The sequence below is a fragment of the Arthrobacter sp. genome (genome assembly GCF_031988865.1).
GTDB lineage: Bacteria > Actinomycetota > Actinomycetes > Actinomycetales > Micrococcaceae > Arthrobacter_B.
Genome location: NZ_DALZXY010000062.1, coordinates 1 through 21,585, shown reverse-complemented (window position 1 = coordinate 21,585; position 21,585 = coordinate 1). Strand labels below are relative to the sequence as shown.

Below are 21,585 nucleotides of genomic sequence, written 5' to 3'. Positions count from 1 at the left end.
GCCGATTGTGGCTGAAACGACGGCAGGGGGAGTTGGCCCCAGACGCAGCGCGTGGCAATGTTGGGAGTGATCCAGCCCCACCGCCAACCAACCCCAGTCCAGGAGCAGCGCACCAGTGAATCCGGCCGTACCCAAGAAGTCTTCCGCCAAGCCGGCGGCCGGGGCAATCTCCTGGCGGCAGGCCGAGCCTGCCCCTATCGTGCTGCTCACCGGACCGGAGGAATACCTTGCCGGGCGGGCCATGGAGAACATCCGGATGCAGCGGCGCAGGGAGGCTCCTGACACGGAAGTCATCCGGCTCGACGCCGCCGCCTATACTGCCGGAGAACTGATCCTCATTACCAGCCCGTCGCTTTTTGGGGAGGCCAAACTCGTCGAGGTCGGCAACCTGGCCCACATGAGCGAAGAGTTCCTCAACGACACCCTCGTTTATCTCAAGGACCCGGCTCCAGATACGGTGCTGGTGCTCCATCACTCGGGCGGAAACCGGGGAAAAAAGCTCCTGGACGCTGTGAAAGCGGCCAAGGCAGCGGTGGTGGACTGCCAGCCGTTCAAAAAGGACGCCGAGAAGGTGGACTTTGTTACCCAGGAATTCCGGGCCGCGAAACGCCGGATTGACAGCGGAGCAGTCAGGGCGCTGGTCAGTGCCGTCGGCTCAAGTTTGTCGGAGCTGGCAGCTGCCTGTCAGCAGCTGATGAACGACGCCAGCGGGGAGATCACCGAAGAAACCGTCGAGAAGTACTACGGCGGCCGCGTGGAAGCAACGGCTTTCAAAGTGGCCGACGCCGCCCTCGCCGGACGGGCCGGGGCTGCCCTGTCCATGCTGCGCCATGCCCTCGCCACCGGGGTTGACCCGGTTCCGCTGGTGGCTGCCCTGGCCATGAAGGTCCGGGCCGTGGCGCGGGTCGCCGACCTCCGCGGTTCCTCGGCGTCCCTGGCCAAGGACCTGGGGATGGCGCCCTGGCAGGTTGACCAGGCCCGGCGTGACGCCCAGCGGTTCTCCTCCGAGTCGCTGATCAAGGCAGTCCAGGTCCTGGCCGAAGCAGACGCCCAGGTCAAAGGTGCCGGACGGGACCCGGTCTACGCCGTCGAGCGCGCTGTCACCGTGATCGCCCTGGCCGCGTCGGGCCGCTGATTGACCACCGAAGGAAGAAAGAGACCCCAGTAATGCCCAGCAAGAAAGTCCAGCCGCCGCGGATCGCCACCATCAAGCTGCCGGCCCTGGAGAAGGGAAATCCTGATGACCTTCGGCCCCACGAACGCTACGACGGCGAGAGCCACGTGGGCGGCGACCTCAGCGGACGGGTGCTCGATGGAATCTCCTTCAGCGAATGCGAGCTGATCAGCACCACCGCCCATGAAGCCAGCCTTCGCAACGCCCGGTTCCTGGACACGAGGCTCGAGCGGTTTAACGCCCCCGTTCTCACGGCCCCAGGAATGATCCTGCGCGACGTCGAGATTGACGCGTCCCGCATCGGTTCAGCCGAGGCCTTCTCTTCGGAGTGGAACTCGGTCAGTGTCTCCGGCAGCAAGCTCGACTTCCTGAATCTGCGCGGATCTGTGCTCAAGGACGTGGCCTTCAGCGACTGCGTCATCGGGGAGCTTGACCTGGTTGGCGCCAAGCTCACCCGCGTTTCCTTTGCCAACACCCGGATCAACACACTGGCCCTGGACCAGGCCACCCTGGAACACATGGATCTCCGCGGCGCCGATATCCACGGCATCTCCGGCATCGGCTCGATCCGCGGTGCAACGCTCAGTGGCCTCCAGCTGATGGAGATGGCCCCTATGTTGGCTGAGCATCTCGGAATCAACGTGACGGACTAGGGCTGTTCCACGTTCGACGCCGGTCCCGGGGAAGAAATGCAGAATGGCTTCCGAACGGGCTGCGACCCGGGCACCAACGAGCTCCGGCGCAGTCAGGTCCGTTCGGCGGACAGAAGGCCAAGAAGCTCCAGCTCTTCGGATCGGCTGAGCCCGGACCTGCGGGGCCGGTCCAAGCCGCGCTCTCGCTCATCGGCCAGCACCCGGTCCAAGGTTTGTCCGAGACCCGTCACTTCACCACCCGCGGCGTGGAAGGCCGAGTTGTTCCGCTGCGCGAACGCGGCTTCCACGGTGGGGAGCCATAGCGGCAGCGACCGGGGGCCGGCCCAGTACCGGACGTCCTTGCCCAGCAGCCAGGTGTCAGGAGCACTGACCATTTCACCGCTAAAGCCGGCGGTCTCTGCAGCCTGCTCAAGAACGTCCCGGAGCGGATGGCTGTCTCCGGTGGCATTGAACACTCCGGTGATACCTTCCGCGCCCGCGGACACCAGCCAGGACACGAGGTCCGCGGCCTCCAGGACCTGCACGTAGCGTCCGTCAAGCTCAGGGACCAGGACCGGGCCGCTGCCGGCCAGGGCGAAACGGGCCGGCCAGTAGCCAAACCGGTCGCTGCCGTCTCCCGGACCGGCCAGGAGCCCCGGCCGGACAATCAGCAACCGGTCATCGAGGGCGTCAATACTCATGCGTTCGGCGGCAGCCTTGGCCTCGGCATAGTCTTCGGCGCCGACTGACTCCACGAGCGGCGCGGACTCATCCGCGCCTGGAACAGAGTTCTCGGCATACACGGATACGGAGGAGACGAGGGTCCAGTGGGCCGCCGTCGGACCGACCGCTGCCAAGGCACCGGAGACCAGGGAGGCCTCATAGCCCAGTTCGATCACTTCATCCCAGGGCAGGCCTTGAACAGCCGCATAGGCGCCCGGAAGCAGCCGGTCGGCCTGGACAAACGAGGCACCGGCCGGCGTCAGTCCCGATTCGCCGCGGGCAAGGCAGGTGACGGCGTCGCCGCGTGCCACCAGCTGTGCGGCCAGTTCCCGGCCGAGCCAGGCGGTGCCTCCGAGGATCAGTACTCTTCGCATGGTGCCAGTAAAACACCACCGGTGAAGCAGTGAGAACGGCAACAGGGAAGGCGGGGCGAAAGTCAGGCCGGTCCCAAGGATGGGGCGGCTGGAACCGGCGGCTTAAAAACGGCTGGGGGGGACCGGCCCAGCCGGGTAAGACTAAAGTCGCAAGACGCTTAGAGCGCGTTGACCTTCTTGGAGATGGCCGACTTGCGGTTAGCAGCGTTGTTCTTGTGGATAACGCCCTTGCTGACAGCCTTGTCCAGCTTGCGGGTCGCGGCCTGCAGCGCTGCCTGAGCGGCATCCTTGTCAGCGGAGGTGACAGCGGTATCCACGTTGCGGATAAGCGTCTTCAGCTCGGACTTCACCGAGTTGTTACGCTGACGCGCCTTCTCGTTGGTGAGGTTGCGCTTCTTCTGGGACTTGATATTGGCCACTTATAAACTCTCTTTGTATTGCGGACTTGGTCGGTGAGGGAATTTCAGACCAGACATTGACTGAGCGGCGTGGGGATACCGTAATGGCGCCCGGCCTGAAGTGCCCGTCGACCTGCGCGGACACACAGCAATAAATGTTAGCAGAACTTTGGGGCAGATGCGCGACCCCGGAGGCGGACGGCGGGACGCGGCAGCTTGCTCCTATCTGTTCCGCACGGCGAGGCGGGCCGCCACAACTTCAAAGCGCGCCCGGTCCATTACTGCGCCTTCGCGCCGCACCGATCCCGGGTCCAGCTGCAGGATCCGGTCCAGCTTCACTTCGCTGGGACGGCCCAAGCTGTCCCAGGCGCCAGTGCCGATGTCGAGGTAATCCGGGTCGCTGCCGGACGCATTGTTACGGTCCCGCGTGGTGAGCATAAGCCCCAGCAGCTTCCTTCCGTCACGGCCGATCAGCAGTACGGGCCGGTCCTTGCCCTGGGATGGGTCCTCTTCGTAGGGCACCCAGGCCCAGACCACTTCGCCCGGGTCGGGAGACCCATCCGGCTGCGGGGCGTACACGGGGCTCACCCGGCCCCGGTAGTCACCGGCGTAGCCCCGGGCGCCGCCGGAACTGGTACCGGAACTGGCGCCGGAACTCCGGGGGAACGACGGCGACGACGGGTGCGGAGGCCGGGAAGTTTTGCCGGACGAACCGGGTGGCTTCGCCGGCCCGGAGGCTGCGTGACGGACAGCGCGCAGGGCGGTCCGGGCAAAATTGATCAGGTTCCGGGAAGAAAACGCCATCCGCCCAGCTTAATGGTGCCCTGCCCGAGCCGCCGAAGTTCGGGTCCGGACGCGTAAACGTGGGAGACTATTAAAACCCATCCGCTCCGAACAACCCCTGCGCAGCGTCCAGGCCCCCGCACAGCCGCTGCTGCTGCCGGGAGGGCATACGGACGCAGAACGCATACAGCAAAGGAACCGCCACAGTGTCACCTATGGCCCGCTTCTCACCGGTGCCTGCCGCGACGGATCCGGCGATCATCAGAAATTTCTGCATCATCGCCCACATCGACCACGGCAAGTCCACCCTGGCCGACCGCATGCTCCAGTCCACCGGCGTCGTCGAGCACCGGAACATGAAGGCCCAGTACCTGGACCGGATGGATATTGAGCGTGAGCGCGGCATCACGATCAAGTCCCAGGCCGTGCGCATGCCGTGGGAGGTCGACGGCGAGTCCTACGCCCTGAACATGATCGACACCCCGGGCCACGTGGACTTCACCTACGAGGTTTCCCGGTCCCTGGCCGCCTGCGAAGGCGCAGTGCTGCTGGTGGACGCGGCCCAGGGCATCGAAGCCCAGACGCTGGCCAACCTGTACCTGGCGATGGAGAACGACCTCACCATCATTCCGGTCCTCAACAAGATTGACCTCCCGGCAGCGCAGCCGGAGAAGTACGCCGAGGAACTGGCGAAGCTGATCGGCGGCGATCCCGCGGACGTCCTGAGGGTCTCCGGCAAGACCGGTGTTGGCGTTGAAGCGCTGCTGGACCAGATTGTCCGTGACATTCCGGCTCCGGTGGGGGATCCCAACGCTCCTGCCCGCGCCATGATCTTCGACTCCGTGTATGACACCTACCGCGGCGTCGTCACCTATGTGCGAGTGGTGGACGGCAAGCTCTCCCCGCGCGAACGCATCCAGATGATGTCCACCCGGGCCAGCCATGAACTCCTCGAAATCGGTGTCAGCTCGCCGGAGCCCACCCCGTCCAAGGGGCTGGGAGTCGGTGAGGTTGGCTATCTCATCACCGGTGTGAAGGATGTCCGGCTGTCCAAGGTTGGCGATACCGTCACCAACCTGGCCCTGCCGGCCTCTGAATCACTGCCCGGGTATGCCGATCCCAAACCCATGGTGTTCTCCGGGCTGTACCCGATCGACGGCGCCGACTACCCGGTACTGCGCGACGCACTGGAAAAGCTGATGCTCAATGATGCCGCGCTGGTGTACGAACCCGAAACCTCCGCCGCCCTGGGCTTCGGCTTCCGTGTTGGCTTCCTGGGCCTGCTGCACCTGGAAATCACCCGTGAACGGCTCGAGCGCGAGTACAACCTGGACCTGATCTCCACCGCCCCCAACGTGGAGTACGAGGTGACGCTGGAGGACAAAAAGGTCATTACCGTGACCAACCCGAGCGAATACCCCACCGGTAAGATCGCCGAAGTCCGCGAGCCGATGGTTGCCGCCACCATCCTGGCACCGAACGAATTTGTCGGCGCCATCATGGAGCTGTGCCAGTCCCGCCGCGGCGTCCTGGGCGGGATGGACTATCTCTCCGAGGACCGGGTGGAAATCCGGTACCGCCTGCCGCTGGCCGAGATCGTCTTCGACTTCTTCGACATCCTCAAATCCAAGACCCGCGGCTACGCCTCGCTGGACTGGAAGGCCGACGGCGAGCAGGTCGCCGACCTGGTGAAGGTCGACATCCTGCTCCAGGGCGAACAAGTGGATGCCTTCAGCTCCATCACGCACAAGGACAAGGCGTACTCCTATGGAGTGATGATGACCGGCAAGCTCCGTGAGCTCATTCCGCGGCAGCAGTTCGAGGTGCCGATCCAGGCAGCCATCGGCTCGCGCATCATTGCCCGCGAATCCATCCGGGCCATCCGCAAGGACGTGCTGGCCAAGTGCTACGGCGGCGACATCAGCCGTAAGCGCAAGCTGCTGGAGAAGCAGAAGGAAGGCAAAAAGCGCATGAAGATGGTCGGCCGCGTTGAAGTGCCGCAGGAAGCCTTCGTCGCCGCCCTGTCCTCCGATGAGTCCAAGGACAAATCCAAAAAGTGACACCCAGTGCACTGCCCCTCGGGGATCCCGCTCCGAAGGACGGAATCCTTCCGGCCCAGGCTGCCGACGCGGCAGCCGGGCGCCGGTTCGGACTCTACGTCCACATTCCGTTCTGCGCCGTTCGCTGCGGCTACTGCGACTTCAACACCTACACCGCCACGGAACTGGGCGGGGGTGCCTCGCAGGTGGAGTACGCGGCGACGGCGCAGCAGGAAGTCCGGTTCGCCACCGGCGCACTGGAAGCATCCGGGGTTCCGCGGCGTCCCATCGAGACGGTCTTCTTCGGCGGCGGAACACCGACCCTGCTCCCGGCGGAGGACCTCGCCGCCATTCTGGGGACCGCTGTCGAAGCCTGGGGACTGGCCCCCGGCGCTGAGGTAACCACCGAGGCCAATCCGGATTCGGTCACGCCCGAATCGCTGCAGCTGCTCGCTGACGCAGGTTTCACCCGCGTTTCCTTCGGCATGCAGTCCGCGGTGCCGCACGTCCTGGCGGTCCTGGACCGCACGCACACACCCTCCCGCGTCCCGCAGGCCGTGAAGTGGGCGCGCGACGCCGGCCTGAAAGTGAGCGTGGACCTGATCTACGGCACGCCGGGGGAGTCCCTGGCGGATTGGAAGCACTCGGTCGAAGAAGCGCTCAGCTACGAACCCGACCACATCTCGGCCTACGCGCTGATCATTGAGGACGGCACCAAGCTGGCGGCGCGGATCCGGCGCGGCGAAGTGCCGCCGATCGACGACGATGACCACGCAGACAAGTACCTGCTGGCCGAGGAAATGTTCTCCGCGGCCGGTCTGAACTGGTACGAGGTCAGCAACTGGGCGCGCACACCGGCCGATGAATGCCGGCACAACATGGCCTACTGGCGCAGCGACGACTGGTGGGGTGTTGGTCCCGGCGCGCACTCACATGTTGGCGGCGTCCGCTGGTGGAACGCCAAGCATCCCACTGCCTACGCCGGACGGATCGCAGCGGGGGAGTCACCCGCCGTCGGCCGCGAGACCCTGGACGAGGACACCCGTTACCTCGAAGACGTGATGCTCCGCACCCGGCTGGCAGAAGGCCTGCCGCGGGAGGTACTGCGTCCCGCAGGCCGGGCGGCCATCGCCGGGCTGATCGCTGACGGACTCATTGAGCCGCAGGCGGCGTTCGCCGGCAAGGTGCTCCTCACCCTGAACGGCCGGCTCCTGGCCGACGCCGTGGTGCGCCGGCTCCTGCCGTAACGGCCTGCCCTGCCCTAGCAGCCCGCCCGGCCCTAGAAAGCGCCTACATAAGCGAAGCCCGCCATCTCCTGATGGCGGGCTTCGCTTATGTAAGTCTTCGGGCGCTTCCTAGCGGATGCGGCGCAGGTTCAACCGGTAGCGGTACGGACGGCCGCGGTTGCATTCAATGCCGGCAATGACCGAAGCCACGGCCACCGCAATCCAGAGCAGCGCATTGATGATGGCGAAGAATCCGCCGACCACAGGAATGAAGGAAAGCAGCCAGGCCAGCAGTGCGAGCAGCGTGGGAGGGAGCGTAAAGTTCAGCGCTTCCTTGGATTCCTGGGCGGTAAACGGGCCGCGGTCCTTGAACACCAGATAAATGATCAGGGACGGGACAAACCCCAGGATGCCGCCGAAGTGGGCCATCGTGGCCCACTGCCGGTCCTCGGATGCCGTCAGGGGCAGCGCATTGGCAGGGGCGCCCTGGTAGTCCGGGCGCGCTGGTGAACCCTGGTTCTCCGGCTGGGTCGGATGGTTCTGGCGTGTGTTGGACACAGTTGCATTCCTTAAACTCTCAGATGACGCTGGGTCTGCACCCACGGGTACCTGTTGTTCAATCAAGGGTACTGGCTTCGGCGGCAGGAGCAGGTACCGGCGGTTCCGCGTGCCGGTAGGCCCCCGCGTACCGCAGGGTTCGCGGGACAGCGGGCTCAGGGGCTCGTAAGGAAGTCAATGACCTCTTCGACCCGGCCCAGCAGGGTGGGCTCCAGATCCGCGTAGGTGCGTACCGAACCCAGCAGTTTCTTCCAGCCCAGGGCGATGTCGGTGTGGTTGCGGTGCGGCCAACCGAGTCCTTTAAGGATGCCGGTCTTCCAGTCTTCGTTCCGCGGAACAACCGGCCAGGACTGCGCGCCGATCACCTGGGGCTTGATGGCCTGCCAGACGTCAACGTAGGGGTGTCCGACGATCAGCACGTTGCCGGCGGCGCCCGGCACGGCCATCGCTTCGGCCGCGATCTTCGACTCCTTGGAGCCCGCGACCAAGTGGTCCACCAGGATGCCCAGCCGGCGTCCCGGGCCTGGGATGAAGTCCCGGATCGCAGCGGCGAGGTCGTCGACGCCATGCAGGGGCTCAACGACGATTCCCTCAACGCGCAGGTCATCGCCCCAGACCTTTTCCACGAGCTCGGCGTCGTGCTTGCCTTCCACCCAGATCCGGCTGGCCCTGGCCGTGCGGGCGCGCTGGTTAGCGACGGCGACGGACCCGGAGGCGGTGCGCCGGACAGCGGGGGCTGATGCCTTGACCGCCGGCACAACTTCCACGGGCTCGCCCTCAAGCAGGAATCCGAATCCCAGTTCGAAGGACCGGGTGCGGCCATGCGCGTCCTCCAGGACCATCAGGTGCAGTCCGCCGGATTTTTCCGTGCGGAGGACAGCGCCAACCCAGCCGGTTTGCACGACTTCGAGGACCAGGCCCTTTTCCGCTCCGACCTGCCGCAGCGCCTTGCGGGACGGGGCCGCAAGATCCTGTGGCCCCCAGTGGTAATTCGACACGGAATATTCCTCATTCCTGAATGCGGTGCAATGCGCCGGCGTGGCTGCCTGCACGGGAAGTTCAATGCTAACAACGCCACCGGATCGTATTAGACTTAGCACTTAGGTACATCGAGTGCTAACAGTCATTCCATGACCAGTCCGTATAAATGTGCGACGCAGCGAGGGAGGGAAACCATTGAGTGAACCACGCCGGCTCGAGGTGCTCCGGGCCATCGTTGAAGACTACGTCCACTCCCGTGAGCCCGTTGGCTCGAAGGCCCTCGTGGAGCGGCACCATCTTGGAGTCTCCTCGGCGACCATCCGCAACGACATGGCAGTTCTTGAAGAAGAAGGGCTGATCGTTGCCCCGCACACTTCCGCCGGGCGGATTCCCACCGACAAGGGTTACCGGCTCTTCGTCGACCAGCTCTCGGACGTAAAGCCGCTCTCGGCAGCTGAGCGCCGTGCGATCCAAACCCTGCTGGAAGAAGCGGAGGACATCGATGACGTCCTGGACCGCACGGTCCGCCTGCTGTCCCAGCTCACCAACCAGGTAGCTGTGGTGCAGTACCCGCACCTCGGCAACGCAAAGGTGCGGCACATTGAATTTGTCCTGCTCGCGCCGTCACAGGTGTTGGTGGTCCTGATCTCCGACACGGGACGCGTCGAGCAGCGGGTGACAACCATTCCGGCCCCGGTCACCGAACCGGCGCTGCACGAACTGCGCCAGCACTTCCTTCAGTCGCTGGCAGGGAGCACCCTCACCCGCATCACGAGCCACCTCACCGACTGCCTGGCAACGGTTCCGGCGCAGCTGCGCGGGATTGCGGGTACGCTGGCGCGCTGCCTGGAGCAGCTGGCCGGTATCAACCGGGAGGACCGGATGATCATGGCAGGCACGGCCAACCTGGCCCGATCCACAGGCGACTTCCCCCTGACCATCGGGCCCATCCTGGAAGCACTCGAAGAACAGGTCGTGATGCTGCGGCTCCTCTCCGAGATGGAACAGGATGCCAAGGGTGTCTCCGTCCGCATCGGTTCGGAGAACTCCTATGGCTCCCTCTCGGAGGCATCCGTGGTTGCCACTGGGTATGGCCGGGACGCGTCCGCTATGGTAGGAGTCCTTGGTCCCACGCGTATGGACTATCCCAACACCATGGCTGCGGTTCGCGCCGTCGCCCGCTACCTTTCCCGTGTCCTGAACGACTGACAGGCCACAGACCGGATACGAATTGGCAGCTGCCAGCGGCGCTGCCGGTAAGACAAGAAACCCCCAAGGCGGGGTACGCAACACAGGAAGCGATGTGCACGAGTGAGTGATCACTACCAGGTTCTCGGCGTGAGCCGGGATGCCACCGGCGAGGAAATCAAGAAGGCCTACCGCAAGCTTGCGCGCAAGCTGCACCCGGACGTCAACACCGCCCCCGGCGCTGCCGATGAATTCAAGGCTGTCACCCACGCCTACGAGGTCCTGTCGGACCCGCAAAAGCGGCGCGTCTACGACACGACCGGTAACGAGAACGGTACCGACAACGGGTTCGGCGGCGGCTTCAGCGGCCAGGGCTTCGGATTCCAGGATATTTTCGACACCTTCTTCGGCGGTGGAGCCGGTGGAGGCGGCGGAGGCAGGGGCCCTGCCTCCCGCACCCGGCGCGGCCAGGACGCCCTCATCAACGTCCGGATTGATCTGAAGGACGCCGTCTTCGGCTCCAACAAAAAGATCGACGTCGAGACTGCGGTTCTCTGCCCGACCTGTGAGGGATCCTGCTGCCAGCCCGGCACTTCGCCGCGTACCTGCGATATCTGCCACGGCAGCGGCCAGGTCCAGCGGTCCGTTCGCTCCATCCTCGGCCAAGTCATGACCACCGCTCCCTGCGGTTCCTGCCAGGGCTTCGGCACCGTGATCCCCGATCCCTGCCACGAATGTGCCGGCGAAGGCCGGGTCCGCAGCCGCCGCACACTGACCATCAAGGTTCCCGCGGGTGTGGGCACCGGCACGCGCATCCAGCTCAGCGGCCAGGGCGAGGCCGGCACGGCCGGAGGCCCACAGGGTGACCTGTACGTGGAAATCCGCGTCAACGCGGACCCGGTGTTCGTCCGTGAAGGTGACGACCTGCATGCCACCCTGACGATCCCGATGACGGCAGCGGCGCTGGGAACCGTCATCACCATGGACACCTTTGACGGCCCTCGGGAGATCAGCATCAAGTCCGGGACCCAATCCGGCGAGGTCACCACGCTCAAGGGCCTGGGTGTTACCCATCTGCGCGGCTACGGCCGCGGGGACCTGCTTGTCCACGTACAGGTCGAGACCCCGCAGAAACTCGACGCCGAGCAGGAAGGGCTCCTGCGGAAACTGGCTGAACTGCGCGGCGAAGAGTTCGCTGAAGGCCGCGTCGGCAGCGGCAGCAACGCCGGTGTCTTCGCCAAGCTGCGCGACCGCCTGGGCAACCACTAGCCATGACCAGGCGATAACGGCCAGCAATGACGAACCCGATTTTCTTCGGTGATCCGGAACAGGTCGCCGCGGCTGCTCCAGGCAGCGTCTTCTCCCTGACCGGGCCGGAGGCCCGGCACGCGGTCTCAGTCAAACGGCTGGCACCGGGGGAGGACGTCGACATTGTCGACGGCGGCGGTCTCCGGCTGCGCGGAACCGTCCGCACTGCGGACCCGGCCCTGCTCGAAGTGGACGTCCGGGACGTTGAGGCCGAGCCGGCGCCCGCGCACGAACTGATCATGGTTCAGGCCCTGGCAAAGGGGGATCGGGACGAACAGGCCATTGAAGCGGCCACCGAGCTCGGGGTGGATACCGTCATTCCCTGGCAGTCCGACCGCAGCATCGTGCGTTGGCGCGCGGATAAGGCCGCCAAGGGGCGGGCGAAATGGCAGGCCGTAGTGACCTCCGCCGCGAAACAGTCCCGGCGATCCAGGCTGCCGCAGGTCCTGGATGTAACCGACAGTAAGTCACTGTCCGCAAAGCTAGCCGGAGTGGACCTGGTCCTGGTGCTTCATGAGGAAGCCGACGCCCCGCTTGCCCGGGTGATCGAATCCCTCCGCCCGGCGGAATCAGGCAGCGCCGGGACGCCGGAAAACCGGATATCCATCGCAGTGGTGGTTGGCCCCGAAGGTGGAATCAGCCCTGCCGAGCTGGATACGCTGCGCGCCGCCGGTGCCTCCGCCGTCCGCCTCGGCCCACATGTCCTGCGCTCCTCGAGTGCCGGACCGGCTGCCCTGGTGCTGTTGAACCACTTGCTCGGACGCTGGGCCTGAACCCGGCTCCAGCCGCCCGCCTCAGTAAACGTTAATCCGCTTCGAATCCTCGTTGGCGCCGTCACCGTGGAAGACCCGCAGGATGTACTCACCCGGTTCCAGTTTTACTGGCACTTCAAACAGCGCGGTCTCGCCGGCGCCCGCATTCAGTTGAATTGTTCCTGAGGCAACCGGTGCGGTATCGGGCCGCCCGTGCTGGATCGGTTCCACGCTCCAGGAGAGCTGCTCGTCCCGGACCACAGCGGATCCTGAAACGGTCAGTGAGGTTTCGGTGGCCTCTCCCTCCTGCGGGCTGATGATCCAGATGGGGGCGGGCAGGGTTGCGTCCCGCTCCAGCGGGTGTTCCAGGCTTTCGTGGCCAAAGGCGTGATACCCGGCCTTTCCATCCACCAGGACAACCACGCTCGTGCTGAAACCGGCGGTAGTCAGACCCGAGTTGGCGGCGGCAGCCGTAGCCGTGTACACCAGCTGCTGAATTGCACGGTGTGCCATGCCGGAATCGAGGGAGGCCTTGAAGGCATCCGACGTGATGTCCACCGTAATGACGTTTTTACTGGAGATCGACGCGGTAACGTTCGATGCCGGATGCCACGGAGTGAAGTAGTCAGCGTCCTGCGGGACTTCGGTGGTCATTGCCTGCACGGCTTCGCCGATCGGATCGCCGGCGTTGTCTGAGGGCAGGAACTCACGGTAGAGCTGGACATCGGAATCATTGAGCCCAAGCCAGTAGACCGGCATCACGACTTTGGAAGCCGTGGCTTCCGCTGGAGCGGAGACTGCCATGGGACGGCCGTCTGAACTGGCGGATCCGCCGAAGGAATCGGGCATGCTCGTCGTCGGAAGCTCGGCGACGACGCCGCAGCTGCCGAGGACCAGGGGTGCGGCGGCGGCCAGGAGCAGGAGTCGTACGCGGCGGCCCGGGCTGCGGTTGCTATGCAGTGAAATAAACTGTCCCTGCCTTCCGTCTGTCCTTGCCCGAATCCGGGGATCCTGGCTGAGTGGGGGGGTCTGCCAAGGCGGGACACCGGCAGCACGCCATCCAGCTTGGCATATCCGAATACCTCAAACCCGGGGCTTAACTGTTCTGCGGCGGGACTGAAACACGATTGAGACCGGGCCGATGCCAAGCCGAGATGTTGGCTGTAACACAGGTCACGATTCCCAGGGTTCCGTGCACATCAGGCCCCAGTCTGGTAGAGAACCCGGCGGCGTGCCGCGGCGCAGATCAAGTAAGATTAATGAGGGTGTGTGCACGGCCTGTCCGGCCGGTGCGCATCCGGACTGCAACCCAACTTCCTTAAAGGGGCGATGAGAGGCCGAGGGGCCGTATATATGACCGAATCTTCAGCAGGAATCGGCACTATCCGCGAGGACCAGCAGACGATTGTCTTCGACTCAACGGAACACATGGTCCAGTCGCTGGGCGCCAACGATGAAGCACTGAAAATCATCGAGGCTGCCTTCCCTGAGGTGAACCTGCACGTCCGCGGAAATGAACTCTCCGTCGCCGGTCCCGCATCCGCGGTTGACCGGACAGTGCGGCTGGTTAACGAGGTGCGGGTGCTGGCACGCCACCAGACCCGCGTCACCCCGCAGATCCTGGAGCAGCTCATCACCATGCTCCGTGACCAGACGGCCGACCGCCCGGCAGAAGTCCTGACGCAGAACATCCTGTCCACCCGGGGACGGACGATCCGGCCCAAGACCCTGAACCAGCGGAACTACGTCGACGCGATCGACCGCAACACGGTGGTTTTCGGAATCGGTCCTGCCGGCACCGGCAAGACGTATCTGGCGATGGCGAAGGCAGTGCAGGCGCTGCAGCAGAAAGAGGTCTCCCGGATCATCCTGACCCGGCCCGCCGTCGAAGCGGGGGAGCGCCTCGGGTTCCTGCCCGGCACGCTCAACGACAAGATTGACCCGTACCTCCGCCCGCTCTATGACGCCCTGCACGACATGATGGATCCCGAATCCATCCCGAGGCTTATGGCAGCCGGCACCATCGAGGTCGCGCCGCTGGCCTACATGCGCGGACGTACGCTCAACGATGCCTTCATCATCCTTGACGAGGCGCAGAACACGACGCCGGAACAAATGAAGATGTTCCTGACGCGCCTCGGCTTCGGCTCCAAGATGGTGGTGACCGGAGACGTCACCCAGGTTGACCTGCCCGGCAGCACAGTGTCCGGCCTGCGGATCGTGCATGAGATCCTGGGCGGAATTGAGGACGTGGCATTCTCCGAACTCACGGCGACCGACGTCGTCCGCCACCGGCTGGTCAGCGACATCGTGACCGCCTACGGCGAATGGGATGAGGAACGACGCGCCCGCAGCGCATCGCGCGGTGCAGGGCAGGAGAACAAACGATGAGCATCGAAATCAACAACGAGTCCACCATCCCGGCGGATGAAGAGGCACTGGCACGGCTGGGCCGGTTCCTGCTGGACGCCATGTACGTCCACCCCGAAGCGGAACTCTCGATCATCCTCGTGGATGAGGACGCGATCGAGAAGCTGCACATCGAGTGGATGGACCTGCCCGGCCCCACCGACGTCCTGTCCTTCCCGATGGATGAACTGCGCCCCGGCTCCCCGGGCCGTCCGACCCCGGCCGGCGTCCTGGGCGACATCGTCCTCTGCCCGCAGGTCGCAGCACAGCAGGCTGAGACTGCCGGGCACAGCACGGCAGATGAGCTGCTGCTGCTGACAACGCACGGCGTCCTCCATCTCCTCGGCTATGACCATGCCGAACCGGAGGAAGAGGCCGAAATGTTCGGGCTCCAGCGGCGCCTGCTCTCCGACTTCCTGGGCAAGGAAGCCCCGAAGGAGACACGCAGTTGAGCGTAGGCATCCTGGTTGTTATGGCCGTGGCCTTTATGGCCCTGGCCGGACTTCTCACTGCCGCCGAAGCAGCCTATGGCTACCTCCCGCGCCACGAGGCTGAGACACTGCTGACCGGCCGGGCCGGAAAGCCCCTGAAACGAATCCTGAAGCACCCTGTGGCGCACATGCATGCCCTGCGCTTTTGGCGCGTCTGGTTCGAGATGGCGACGGCGGTCTCCGTCGCCGTGGTCTTCCAGCTGCTGGTCCAGAACCTGTGGCTGGCTGGCCTGTTGGCCACCATCACCATGGCCGCCGTGGGGTTTGTCCTGGTCGGTGTTTCACCCCGCCAGATCGGACGCAAGCACGTCACCGGCGTTGTTGTCCTCACCGCCGGGCTGGTCAGCGTCCTCCGTACCGTGCTCGGACCGGTGCCGGGCTGGCTGGTACGGATCGGCTCCGCCGTCGCGCCCGGGAGCCACGGCGTGGATGCTGCCTTTTTTACCGAGGAAGAATTCAGGGAACTGCTGGACCGCGCATCCGAAGCGGACATGATCGAGAACACCGAAGCGGAACTGATCCACTCGGTCTTCGAACTCGGCGACACAAAGGTGCGCTCCGTGATGGTCCCGCGCACGGATATGGTCTGCCTCGAATCGGGCGCCACCCTGCGCCAGGCGATGTCATTGTTCCTGCGCTCGGGGTATTCCCGGGTGCCGGTGATCCGGGACAGCGCCGACCAGATCCGCGGCATCCTCTATCTCAAAGACGTCGCCGCGCAGCTGCACGGCCGGGCAGCCCAGGCACCCGACCAGACAGTGGATGGATACTGCCGTCCGGTCCGTTACGTTCCGGAATCCAAAGCCGTGGGTGAGCTGCTGCAGGAACTGCAGCGCGAATCAACCCACCTGGCCATCGTCATAGATGAATACGGCGGCACAGCCGGGCTCGTTACGCTTGAGGACCTCATCGAGGAAATCGTCGGAGAGATCGTTGACGAATACGACTCCGAACGCCCCGAGATTGAAGACCTGGGCGACGGCCGCTACCGCGTCAGTTCAAAGGCCGGCATCGACGACCTCGGTGAACTCTTCGACATCGACCTCGAGGACGACGAGGTCGATACCGTCGGCGGCCTGCTGGCCAAGGCGCTCGGCCGCGTGCCGATCGTCGGCAGCGAGGTGGTTGTCGAAGGAATCGTCCTCCATGCCGAACGCCTCGAAGGACGCCGCAACCGGGTCTCCCACGTGCTGGCCTGGAAACAGCCCACAGGCGAGGAACCCGACACCACGACGGCGTCGAACCCCGCCGTCCGTTCAAAAACAACAGAATTGGTACCCCGAAATGACTGAGCCCACGTTCCGCGCCGGATTCGTGTCCCTGGTGGGCCGGCCCAACGCCGGCAAGTCCACCCTGACCAACGCCCTGGTAGGTCAGAAAGTTGCCATCACCTCCGCCAAGCCGCAGACCACCCGGCACACGATCCGCGGGATCGTCCACCGCGAGGATTCCCAGCTCATCCTGGTTGACACCCCCGGCCTGCACCGGCCGCGCACCCTGCTGGGGCAGCGGCTCAACGACCTCGTGGCGGACACCCTCGCCGAAGTCGATGCGATTGGTTTCTGCCTGCCGGCCAACGAAGCCGTAGGCCCCGGCGACCGCTACATCGCCAACCAGCTCGCCGCCCTGAAGAAAAAGCCGGTGATCGCCCTGGTCACGAAGACCGACCTCGTGGACCGCGCGGCCCTGGCCAAGCAGCTCATGTCCGTCACGGCGCTCGGTGCCGAGGTGCTGGGCGAAACCGGCTGGGCCGACGTCGTGCCCGTTTCCGCCGCCGACGGATTCCAGGTCGACACCGTGGCCGATGTCCTGGCCTCCCACATGCCCGCGTCCCCGCCGCTGTATCCGGACGGCGAACTCACCGATGAGCCCGAGGCAGTTATGGTCGCCGAGCTGGTCCGTGAAGCCGCGCTGGAAGGGGTCCGCGATGAGCTGCCGCACTCCCTGGCCGTGGTCGTCGATGAGATCGTTCCGCGTGAAGGACGCAGCGAGGACAACCCCCTGCTGGATGTGCGCGTGAACCTTTATGTGGAAAGGTCTTCGCAGAAAGCGATTATTATTGGCCGGGGCGGTGCACGCCTGCGCGAGGTGGGAACCAACGCCCGCCGCGGCATTGAGGCGTTGCTTGGCACCAGGGTTTACCTGGACCTGCACGTCAAGATTGCCAAGGACTGGCAGCGCGACCCCAAGCAGCTGGTAAAGCTCGGCTTCTAGGAGCAGGGGACACCGCCAGCGCGCCCTAAGCTTCTTCACAGGAGCAACCCGTACACTTTGTACATCCATTTTTGCCTGCTCGATTTTCACTGACCCATGGGAAGGACCGGCTATGCCATCTCGCCGTGCCGCAACTGGTCCTGGTCCCTCCGGGTCAGCCACACGAGCCCGACGCCGCGGCACAGCCGTGCCCGGCGGACGCCATCTGGGCAGCGGTGCAGCTAGGGGAGGGCACCCGATCCTCGCCACCTTGGCTGTCCTGCTCTCACTCACACTGGTTTCCGGACTGGTCTTCGCCGGTGTGCAGCTGATGCGCCTGCAGAGCAACTTCGACACGAAGCCGCTGAATATTGGCCAGGGCCAGGAAGAGTTCCCCGCCGACACCAACAAGGACTCCATGCAGATCCTGGTGCTCGGCACGGACAACCGCGACGGGCAGGACTCGAACAACTCCGACGTCATGATGCTGGTGAACATGGCCGCGGACCGCTCCCATGTCACGGTCGTCAGCTTCCCCCGTGACCTGCTGGTTCCGCTGCCCGCCTGCACGGATCCCGAATCCGGCGCCGAGTATCCGGCGATGGACCTCGGCCAGCTCAACGGAGCTCTCGGCAACGGCGGCCCCGGCTGCACTGTGGCGGCCATCAACGACCTGACCGGGCTGAACGTCGACCACTTCATGATGGCCGATTTCAACGCCGTCGAAGAACTTTCCAACACGCTCGGCGGCGTGGACGTCTGCGTAAACCAGCCCATCGATGATCCGCTCTCGGGACTGAACATCCCCGCAGGCGTGTCCAGTATCCAGGGCGACCAGGCATTGGCCTTCCTGCGCACACGGCACGGCTTCGGCAACGGCGGCGACGAAGGCCGGATCGCCGCCCAGCAGAGTTTCCTCGCTTCCATGTTCCGCAAGGTCCAGGGCGAAGGCACCCTGAACAACCTGCCGCGCCTCTACTCCATCGCTGAGACCGTTACGAAGAACCTGACGGTCGACGAAGGTCTCACCGACGTTCCAACGCTGATTGCCCTGGCAGGCCGGCTGAAGGATGTTGACCTGGGCAACGTGGCGTTCGTAACGGCACCGGTAACGCCCTATGAACTCGATCCCAACCGGCTGGTGCTCGACGAGGCAGCGGCGGAGCCGCTCTTTGAGGCACTGGTTTCGGACCATTCAGTGACCGATGATGCCGGAACGGAGACGCCGGGATCTGAGTCAACAGGCACAGCAACCGACGGAACCGGCGGAACCTCCGGAACCGAATCGCCCGCACCCGAAACCAGCGCACCTGCGGTTGACCCCGCGGCCATTCCCGTCACCTTCCTTGACGGCGTGAACGGCGAGGCCAGCGGCCGCGACGCTGAACTCGCACGGTTCCTCTTCAGCGAAGGTTTCACCCAGGCAGTTGCCGGCGGACTCTCCGAATCCACCAGTCCCGGCACGCAGGTCTTCTTTACGCCGGGCTACGACGCAATGGCCCAGCAGGTTGCCGAGGCACTGAACATTCCGGCCTCCCAGGTGAGCGCCAGTTCTGTGGTCAACGGCGTCGTCGTGCAGGTCGGAGCCGACTTCACCACCGGCAACACCATGAAGGATTCCGGCGACCTGGGCGGCCTGACAGGGCAGACCGCAGCCCAGGTTACGTGCCAGTCTGCGTTTGGTTACTGAGGTTTCCGGCAGTACAGAACCTGCGTGCTAGTCTGGGCAGGTGCGCGCAGAGAACCTCCTTCTTAGCTGCCGCGGCGAGGCCTCACAAACCAAAGTTTAGGCCGAACCCTCGCTGCGGAGTTTGTGTTGCCCGGCCACCATTTCTGAAGCTCTCAAAGAAAAGGCCAACCCAGACATTATGCGTAACGCACAGCAGCCCTCCGGTATGCCGATCCACAAATACGTTCCGTTCCAGGACCAGATCAGCGTAGATCTGCCCGACCGCACCTGGCCGGACAAAGTAATCACCAAAGCCCCGCGCTGGTGTGCAGTGGACCTCCGCGACGGCAACCAGGCGCTCATCGATCCGATGACCCCCGAGCGCAAACACAAGATGTTCGATCTCCTGGTCAACATGGGCTATAAGGAAATCGAGGTCGGGTTCCCGTCTGCCTCGCAGCTGGACTTCGATTTTGTCCGCCAGCTGATCGAAGGCGACCGGATTCCCGACGACGTGACGATCCAGGTGCTGACCCAGTCACGCGAGCATCTCATCGAACGGACCTACGATGCACTCGAGGGTGCAGACCGTGCGATCGTGCACCTCTACAACTCCACCTCCGTCCTGCAGCGCAAGGTCGTGTTCAACACCGACCAGGACGGGATCGTGGACATCGCCCTCTCCGGTGCCCGGCTGTGCAAGAAGTACGAGGAGCAGCTGAACGGCGTCGACGTAACGTATGAGTACTCTCCGGAGTCCTACACCGGCACCGAACTGGACTTCGCACTGCGGATCTCCAATGCCGTCGCCGAAGTCCTCGAGGCATCTCCTGACCGGCAGATGATCCTGAATCTGCCGGCGACAGTGGAAATGGCGACCCCCAACGTGTACGCGGACTCCATCGAGTGGATGCACCGCAACCTGGCTAACCGCGACTCGATCATCCTCTCCCTGCACCCGCACAACGACCGCGGGACCGGCGTCGCAGCCGCCGAGCTGGGCTACCTGGCCGGTGCGGACCGGATCGAGGGCTGCCTGTTCGGCAACGGCGAACGCACCGGCAACGTGGACCTGGTCACCCTGGGCATGAACCTGTTCGGCCAGGGCATCGATCCGCAGATCGACTTCTCCAACATGGACGAAATCCGTCGGACGGTCGAGTACTGCAACCAGCTGCCCGTCCCCGAGCGTTCCCCCTACGGTGGGGACCTCGTCTTTACCGCCTTCTCCGGCTCCCATCAGGACGCCATCAAGAAGGGCTTCGAGTCCATGGAGAAGGCAGCCGCCGCGGCCGGGAAGTCCGTTGACGAGCTGGAATGGGGCGTTCCCTACCTGCCGATCGACCCCAAGGACATCGGCCGCAGCTACGAAGCCGTGATCCGGGTGAACTCGCAGTCCGGCAAGGGCGGGATTGCCTACCTGCTCAAGAGCGAGCACAACCTGGACCTGCCGCGCCGCGCGCAGATCGAGTTCTCCGGCGTTATCCAGCGCCGCACCGACACGGTGGGCGGCGAAGTCACCGGGGCGGAACTCTGGAAGGTCTTCCAGGACGAATACCTGCCCACCACCCCGGATTCCGGTGGCGAGCCGTGGGGCCACTACGCGCTGTCCTCGGTCACGGCGGACACCTCGGAAAGCGGAGCCTTCCTGCTGACCGCCAGCCTGCGGGCGGGCGGCGTGCAGCAGCGCCGGGTTGCCTCGGGAACCGGTCCCATCGATGCGCTGCTGGAAATCCTGAGCCAGGACGGCGTCGACGTCCGGCTGCTCGACTACACCGAACACGCGCTGTCGGCCAGCGGCAATGCCATGGCTGCGGCCTACGTTGAACTGGCGGTCGGGGAACGGGTCCTGTGGGGTGTCGGCATCGACTCCAACACCACGCTCTCGGCGCTGAAGGCCGTTGTTTCCGCGGTCAACCGGGCCATCCGCGACGGCGTCAGCAGCCAGGACCGCTGACGGCCATATGCCGAAAATGAGCGCGCCCGGCCGCAGCAGCGGCCGGGCGCAGCCGTCCGTGGGAAAATGGACCTGTGGCAAATAAATCATTCGCGTCGCGGACCTACCGTGACGAGGGGGTCGTCCTGCGCACCCACAAGCTCGGGGAAGCAGACCGGATCGTGATCCTGCTGACCCGCAACCACGGCCAGGTACGCGCCGTGGCGAAGGGTGTGCGGCGGACCTCCAGCAAGTTCGGTGCCCGGCTGGAACCCTTTATGGTCGTGGACCTGCAGCTGATCCATGGCCGCACCCTGGACATTGTTACCCAGGCAGAGACCAAAGGTGCCTACGGGGCAGGAATCGCAGCGGACTACGCCCGCTATACCGCTGCCGCTGCCATCGCGGAAACCGCTGAACGCCTAACCGACATTGACGGCGAATCAGCCAACGCTCACTATCACCTGGTGATCGGTGCGATGGCAGCGCTGAGCCGGGCAGCGCATGCGCCCGAGCTGATTCTCGACTCCTACCTGCTGCGCGCCCTGGCCACGGCAGGCTGGGCACCTTCCTTCACGGACTGTGCCCGCTGCAACGCGCCCGGACCACACACCGCCTTTTCGGCCCCGCTGGGCGGCGCGGTGTGTCCGTCCTGCCGCCCGCCGGGCTCTGCCTCGCCGTCGGCCGAAACCATGCTGCTGCTCGCGGCGCTGCTCAGCGGCGACTGGCCCGCAGCGGACGCGTCCGGCCC

20 protein-coding genes and 1 pseudogene are annotated in these 21,585 nt (G+C 64.9%); 14 read left to right on the top strand and 7 right to left on the bottom strand.

Annotation, left to right across the window (positions count from 1 at the left end):
- Positions 1-115: 115 nt before the first annotated feature.
- Together holA and RTN46_RS11720 are read left to right on the top strand one after the other, a co-directional pair.
- The gene (holA, locus tag RTN46_RS11725; RefSeq protein ID WP_312181570.1) at positions 116-1,135 is read left to right on the top strand and encodes a DNA polymerase III subunit delta; all 1,020 of its coding nucleotides are present in this window, start codon (positions 116-118) and stop codon (positions 1,133-1,135) included.
- Between the two features lie 32 nt (positions 1,136-1,167).
- Entirely contained in the window at positions 1,168-1,827 is a 660-nt protein-coding gene (locus RTN46_RS11720; protein ID WP_312181568.1) for a pentapeptide repeat-containing protein, read from the top strand.
- 231 nt (positions 1,828-2,058) lie between these two features.
- Here the strand turns inward: RTN46_RS11720 and RTN46_RS17045 are convergent, their stop codons facing one another.
- The 4 genes and pseudogenes from RTN46_RS17045 to RTN46_RS11705 form a co-directional block, all read right to left on the bottom strand.
- The gene (locus tag RTN46_RS17045; protein WP_396157684.1) at positions 2,059-2,127 is read right to left on the bottom strand and encodes a hypothetical protein; all 69 of its coding nucleotides are present in this window, start codon (positions 2,125-2,127) and stop codon (positions 2,059-2,061) included.
- Positions 2,128-2,444: 317 nt separating this feature from the next.
- A pseudogene (locus tag RTN46_RS17040) lies at positions 2,445-2,903 on the bottom strand (reductase); the annotation flags it as partial.
- A 158-nt stretch (positions 2,904-3,061) separates the two neighbouring features.
- Positions 3,062-3,322, bottom strand: a complete 261-nt coding sequence (rpsT, locus tag RTN46_RS11710) for a 30S ribosomal protein S20 (RefSeq protein WP_312181564.1) — start codon at positions 3,320-3,322, stop codon at positions 3,062-3,064.
- 201 nt (positions 3,323-3,523) lie between these two features.
- Positions 3,524-4,105, bottom strand: a complete 582-nt coding sequence (locus tag RTN46_RS11705) for a type II toxin-antitoxin system PemK/MazF family toxin (protein ID WP_312181562.1) — start codon at positions 4,103-4,105, stop codon at positions 3,524-3,526.
- Between the two features lie 185 nt (positions 4,106-4,290).
- Here RTN46_RS11705 and lepA point away from each other — a divergent pair, with 185 nt between their 5' ends.
- Both lepA and hemW read left to right on the top strand, forming a co-directional pair.
- On the top strand, positions 4,291-6,144 hold the full coding sequence (gene lepA / locus RTN46_RS11700; protein ID WP_312181560.1) for a translation elongation factor 4: 1,854 nt from the start codon (positions 4,291-4,293) through the stop codon (positions 6,142-6,144).
- A complete protein-coding gene (gene hemW, locus RTN46_RS11695) occupies positions 6,141-7,370 on the top strand; it encodes a radical SAM family heme chaperone HemW (RefSeq protein ID WP_312181557.1) in 1,230 nt (409 codons plus the stop codon). The genes lepA and hemW overlap by 4 nt, the downstream gene beginning before the upstream one ends.
- 108 nt (positions 7,371-7,478) lie before the next feature.
- Here hemW and RTN46_RS11690 read toward each other — a convergent pair whose 3' ends face one another.
- Both RTN46_RS11690 and RTN46_RS11685 read right to left on the bottom strand, forming a co-directional pair.
- Positions 7,479-7,907, bottom strand: a complete 429-nt coding sequence (locus RTN46_RS11690; RefSeq protein WP_312181556.1) for a DUF4870 domain-containing protein — start codon at positions 7,905-7,907, stop codon at positions 7,479-7,481.
- Between the two features lie 155 nt (positions 7,908-8,062).
- Entirely contained in the window at positions 8,063-8,905 is an 843-nt protein-coding gene (locus tag RTN46_RS11685; RefSeq protein ID WP_312181554.1) for a DUF3097 domain-containing protein, read from the bottom strand.
- A 178-nt stretch (positions 8,906-9,083) separates the two neighbouring features.
- Here RTN46_RS11685 and hrcA point away from each other — a divergent pair, with 178 nt between their 5' ends.
- The 3 genes from hrcA (at position 9,084) to RTN46_RS11670 (ending at position 12,157) form a co-directional block, all read left to right on the top strand.
- On the top strand, positions 9,084-10,097 hold the full coding sequence (gene hrcA / locus RTN46_RS11680; RefSeq protein WP_312181552.1) for a heat-inducible transcriptional repressor HrcA: 1,014 nt from the start codon (positions 9,084-9,086) through the stop codon (positions 10,095-10,097).
- A 102-nt stretch (positions 10,098-10,199) separates the two neighbouring features.
- On the top strand, positions 10,200-11,345 hold the full coding sequence (dnaJ, locus tag RTN46_RS11675; protein WP_312181550.1) for a molecular chaperone DnaJ: 1,146 nt from the start codon (positions 10,200-10,202) through the stop codon (positions 11,343-11,345).
- A 26-nt stretch (positions 11,346-11,371) separates the two neighbouring features.
- Positions 11,372-12,157: a 16S rRNA (uracil(1498)-N(3))-methyltransferase gene (locus tag RTN46_RS11670; protein ID WP_312181549.1), complete on the top strand. Its 786-nt coding sequence runs from the start codon at positions 11,372-11,374 to the stop codon at positions 12,155-12,157.
- A 21-nt stretch (positions 12,158-12,178) separates the two neighbouring features.
- Here the strand turns inward: RTN46_RS11670 and RTN46_RS11665 are convergent, their stop codons facing one another.
- A complete protein-coding gene (locus tag RTN46_RS11665; RefSeq protein WP_312181547.1) occupies positions 12,179-12,985 on the bottom strand; it encodes a GerMN domain-containing protein in 807 nt (268 codons plus the stop codon).
- Between the two features lie 504 nt (positions 12,986-13,489).
- On the opposite strand from RTN46_RS11665, the gene RTN46_RS11660 reads away from it, so the two are divergent.
- From RTN46_RS11660 to recO, 7 genes are all read left to right on the top strand, one after another.
- Entirely contained in the window at positions 13,490-14,527 is a 1,038-nt protein-coding gene (locus tag RTN46_RS11660) for a PhoH family protein (RefSeq protein ID WP_312181545.1), read from the top strand.
- Positions 14,524-14,997, top strand: coding sequence for an rRNA maturation RNase YbeY (ybeY, locus tag RTN46_RS11655; protein ID WP_312181543.1), 474 nt, complete (start codon positions 14,524-14,526; stop codon positions 14,995-14,997). Before RTN46_RS11660 ends, ybeY begins: the two co-directional genes overlap by 4 nt.
- A 20-nt stretch (positions 14,998-15,017) precedes the next feature.
- The gene (locus tag RTN46_RS11650; RefSeq protein WP_396157682.1) at positions 15,018-16,328 is read left to right on the top strand and encodes a hemolysin family protein; all 1,311 of its coding nucleotides are present in this window, start codon (positions 15,018-15,020) and stop codon (positions 16,326-16,328) included.
- Positions 16,321-17,250 carry a GTPase Era gene (gene era, locus RTN46_RS11645; RefSeq protein WP_312181540.1) on the top strand — a complete coding sequence of 310 codons (930 nt, stop codon included), beginning with the start codon at positions 16,321-16,323 and terminating at the stop codon, positions 17,248-17,250. The genes RTN46_RS11650 and era overlap by 8 nt, the downstream gene beginning before the upstream one ends.
- Positions 17,251-17,437: 187 nt before the next feature.
- Positions 17,438-18,919 (top strand): LCP family protein, encoded by a 1,482-nt coding sequence (locus RTN46_RS11640; protein ID WP_312181538.1) that lies wholly within the window; start codon positions 17,438-17,440, stop codon positions 18,917-18,919.
- Positions 18,920-19,097: 178 nt separating this feature from the next.
- Positions 19,098-20,855, top strand: a complete 1,758-nt coding sequence (leuA, locus tag RTN46_RS11635) for a 2-isopropylmalate synthase (protein ID WP_312181536.1) — start codon at positions 19,098-19,100, stop codon at positions 20,853-20,855.
- A 74-nt stretch (positions 20,856-20,929) separates the two neighbouring features.
- Positions 20,930-21,585, top strand: a 656-nt coding sequence (gene recO, locus RTN46_RS11630) for a DNA repair protein RecO (protein ID WP_312181534.1), incomplete at its 3' end; no start/stop codon positions are given.

Coding starts and splice junctions, on each gene's coding strand:
- ybeY (WP_312181543.1), top strand. CDS start 14,524: ATGAGCATCGAAATCAACAACGAGTCCACCATCCCGGCGGATGAAGAG.
- RTN46_RS11720 (WP_312181568.1), top strand. CDS start 1,168: ATGCCCAGCAAGAAAGTCCAGCCGCCGCGGATCGCCACCATCAAGCTG.
- RTN46_RS11705 (WP_312181562.1), bottom strand. CDS start 4,105: ATGGCGTTTTCTTCCCGGAACCTGATCAATTTTGCCCGGACCGCCCTG.
- RTN46_RS11660 (WP_312181545.1), top strand. CDS start 13,490: ATGACCGAATCTTCAGCAGGAATCGGCACTATCCGCGAGGACCAGCAG.
- leuA (WP_312181536.1), top strand. CDS start 19,098: ATGCGTAACGCACAGCAGCCCTCCGGTATGCCGATCCACAAATACGTT.
- RTN46_RS11665 (WP_312181547.1), bottom strand. CDS start 12,985: ATGCCCGATTCCTTCGGCGGATCCGCCAGTTCAGACGGCCGTCCCATG.
- RTN46_RS11650 (WP_396157682.1), top strand. CDS start 15,018: ATGGCCGTGGCCTTTATGGCCCTGGCCGGACTTCTCACTGCCGCCGAA.
- RTN46_RS11670 (WP_312181549.1), top strand. CDS start 11,372: ATGACGAACCCGATTTTCTTCGGTGATCCGGAACAGGTCGCCGCGGCT.
- era (WP_312181540.1), top strand. CDS start 16,321: ATGACTGAGCCCACGTTCCGCGCCGGATTCGTGTCCCTGGTGGGCCGG.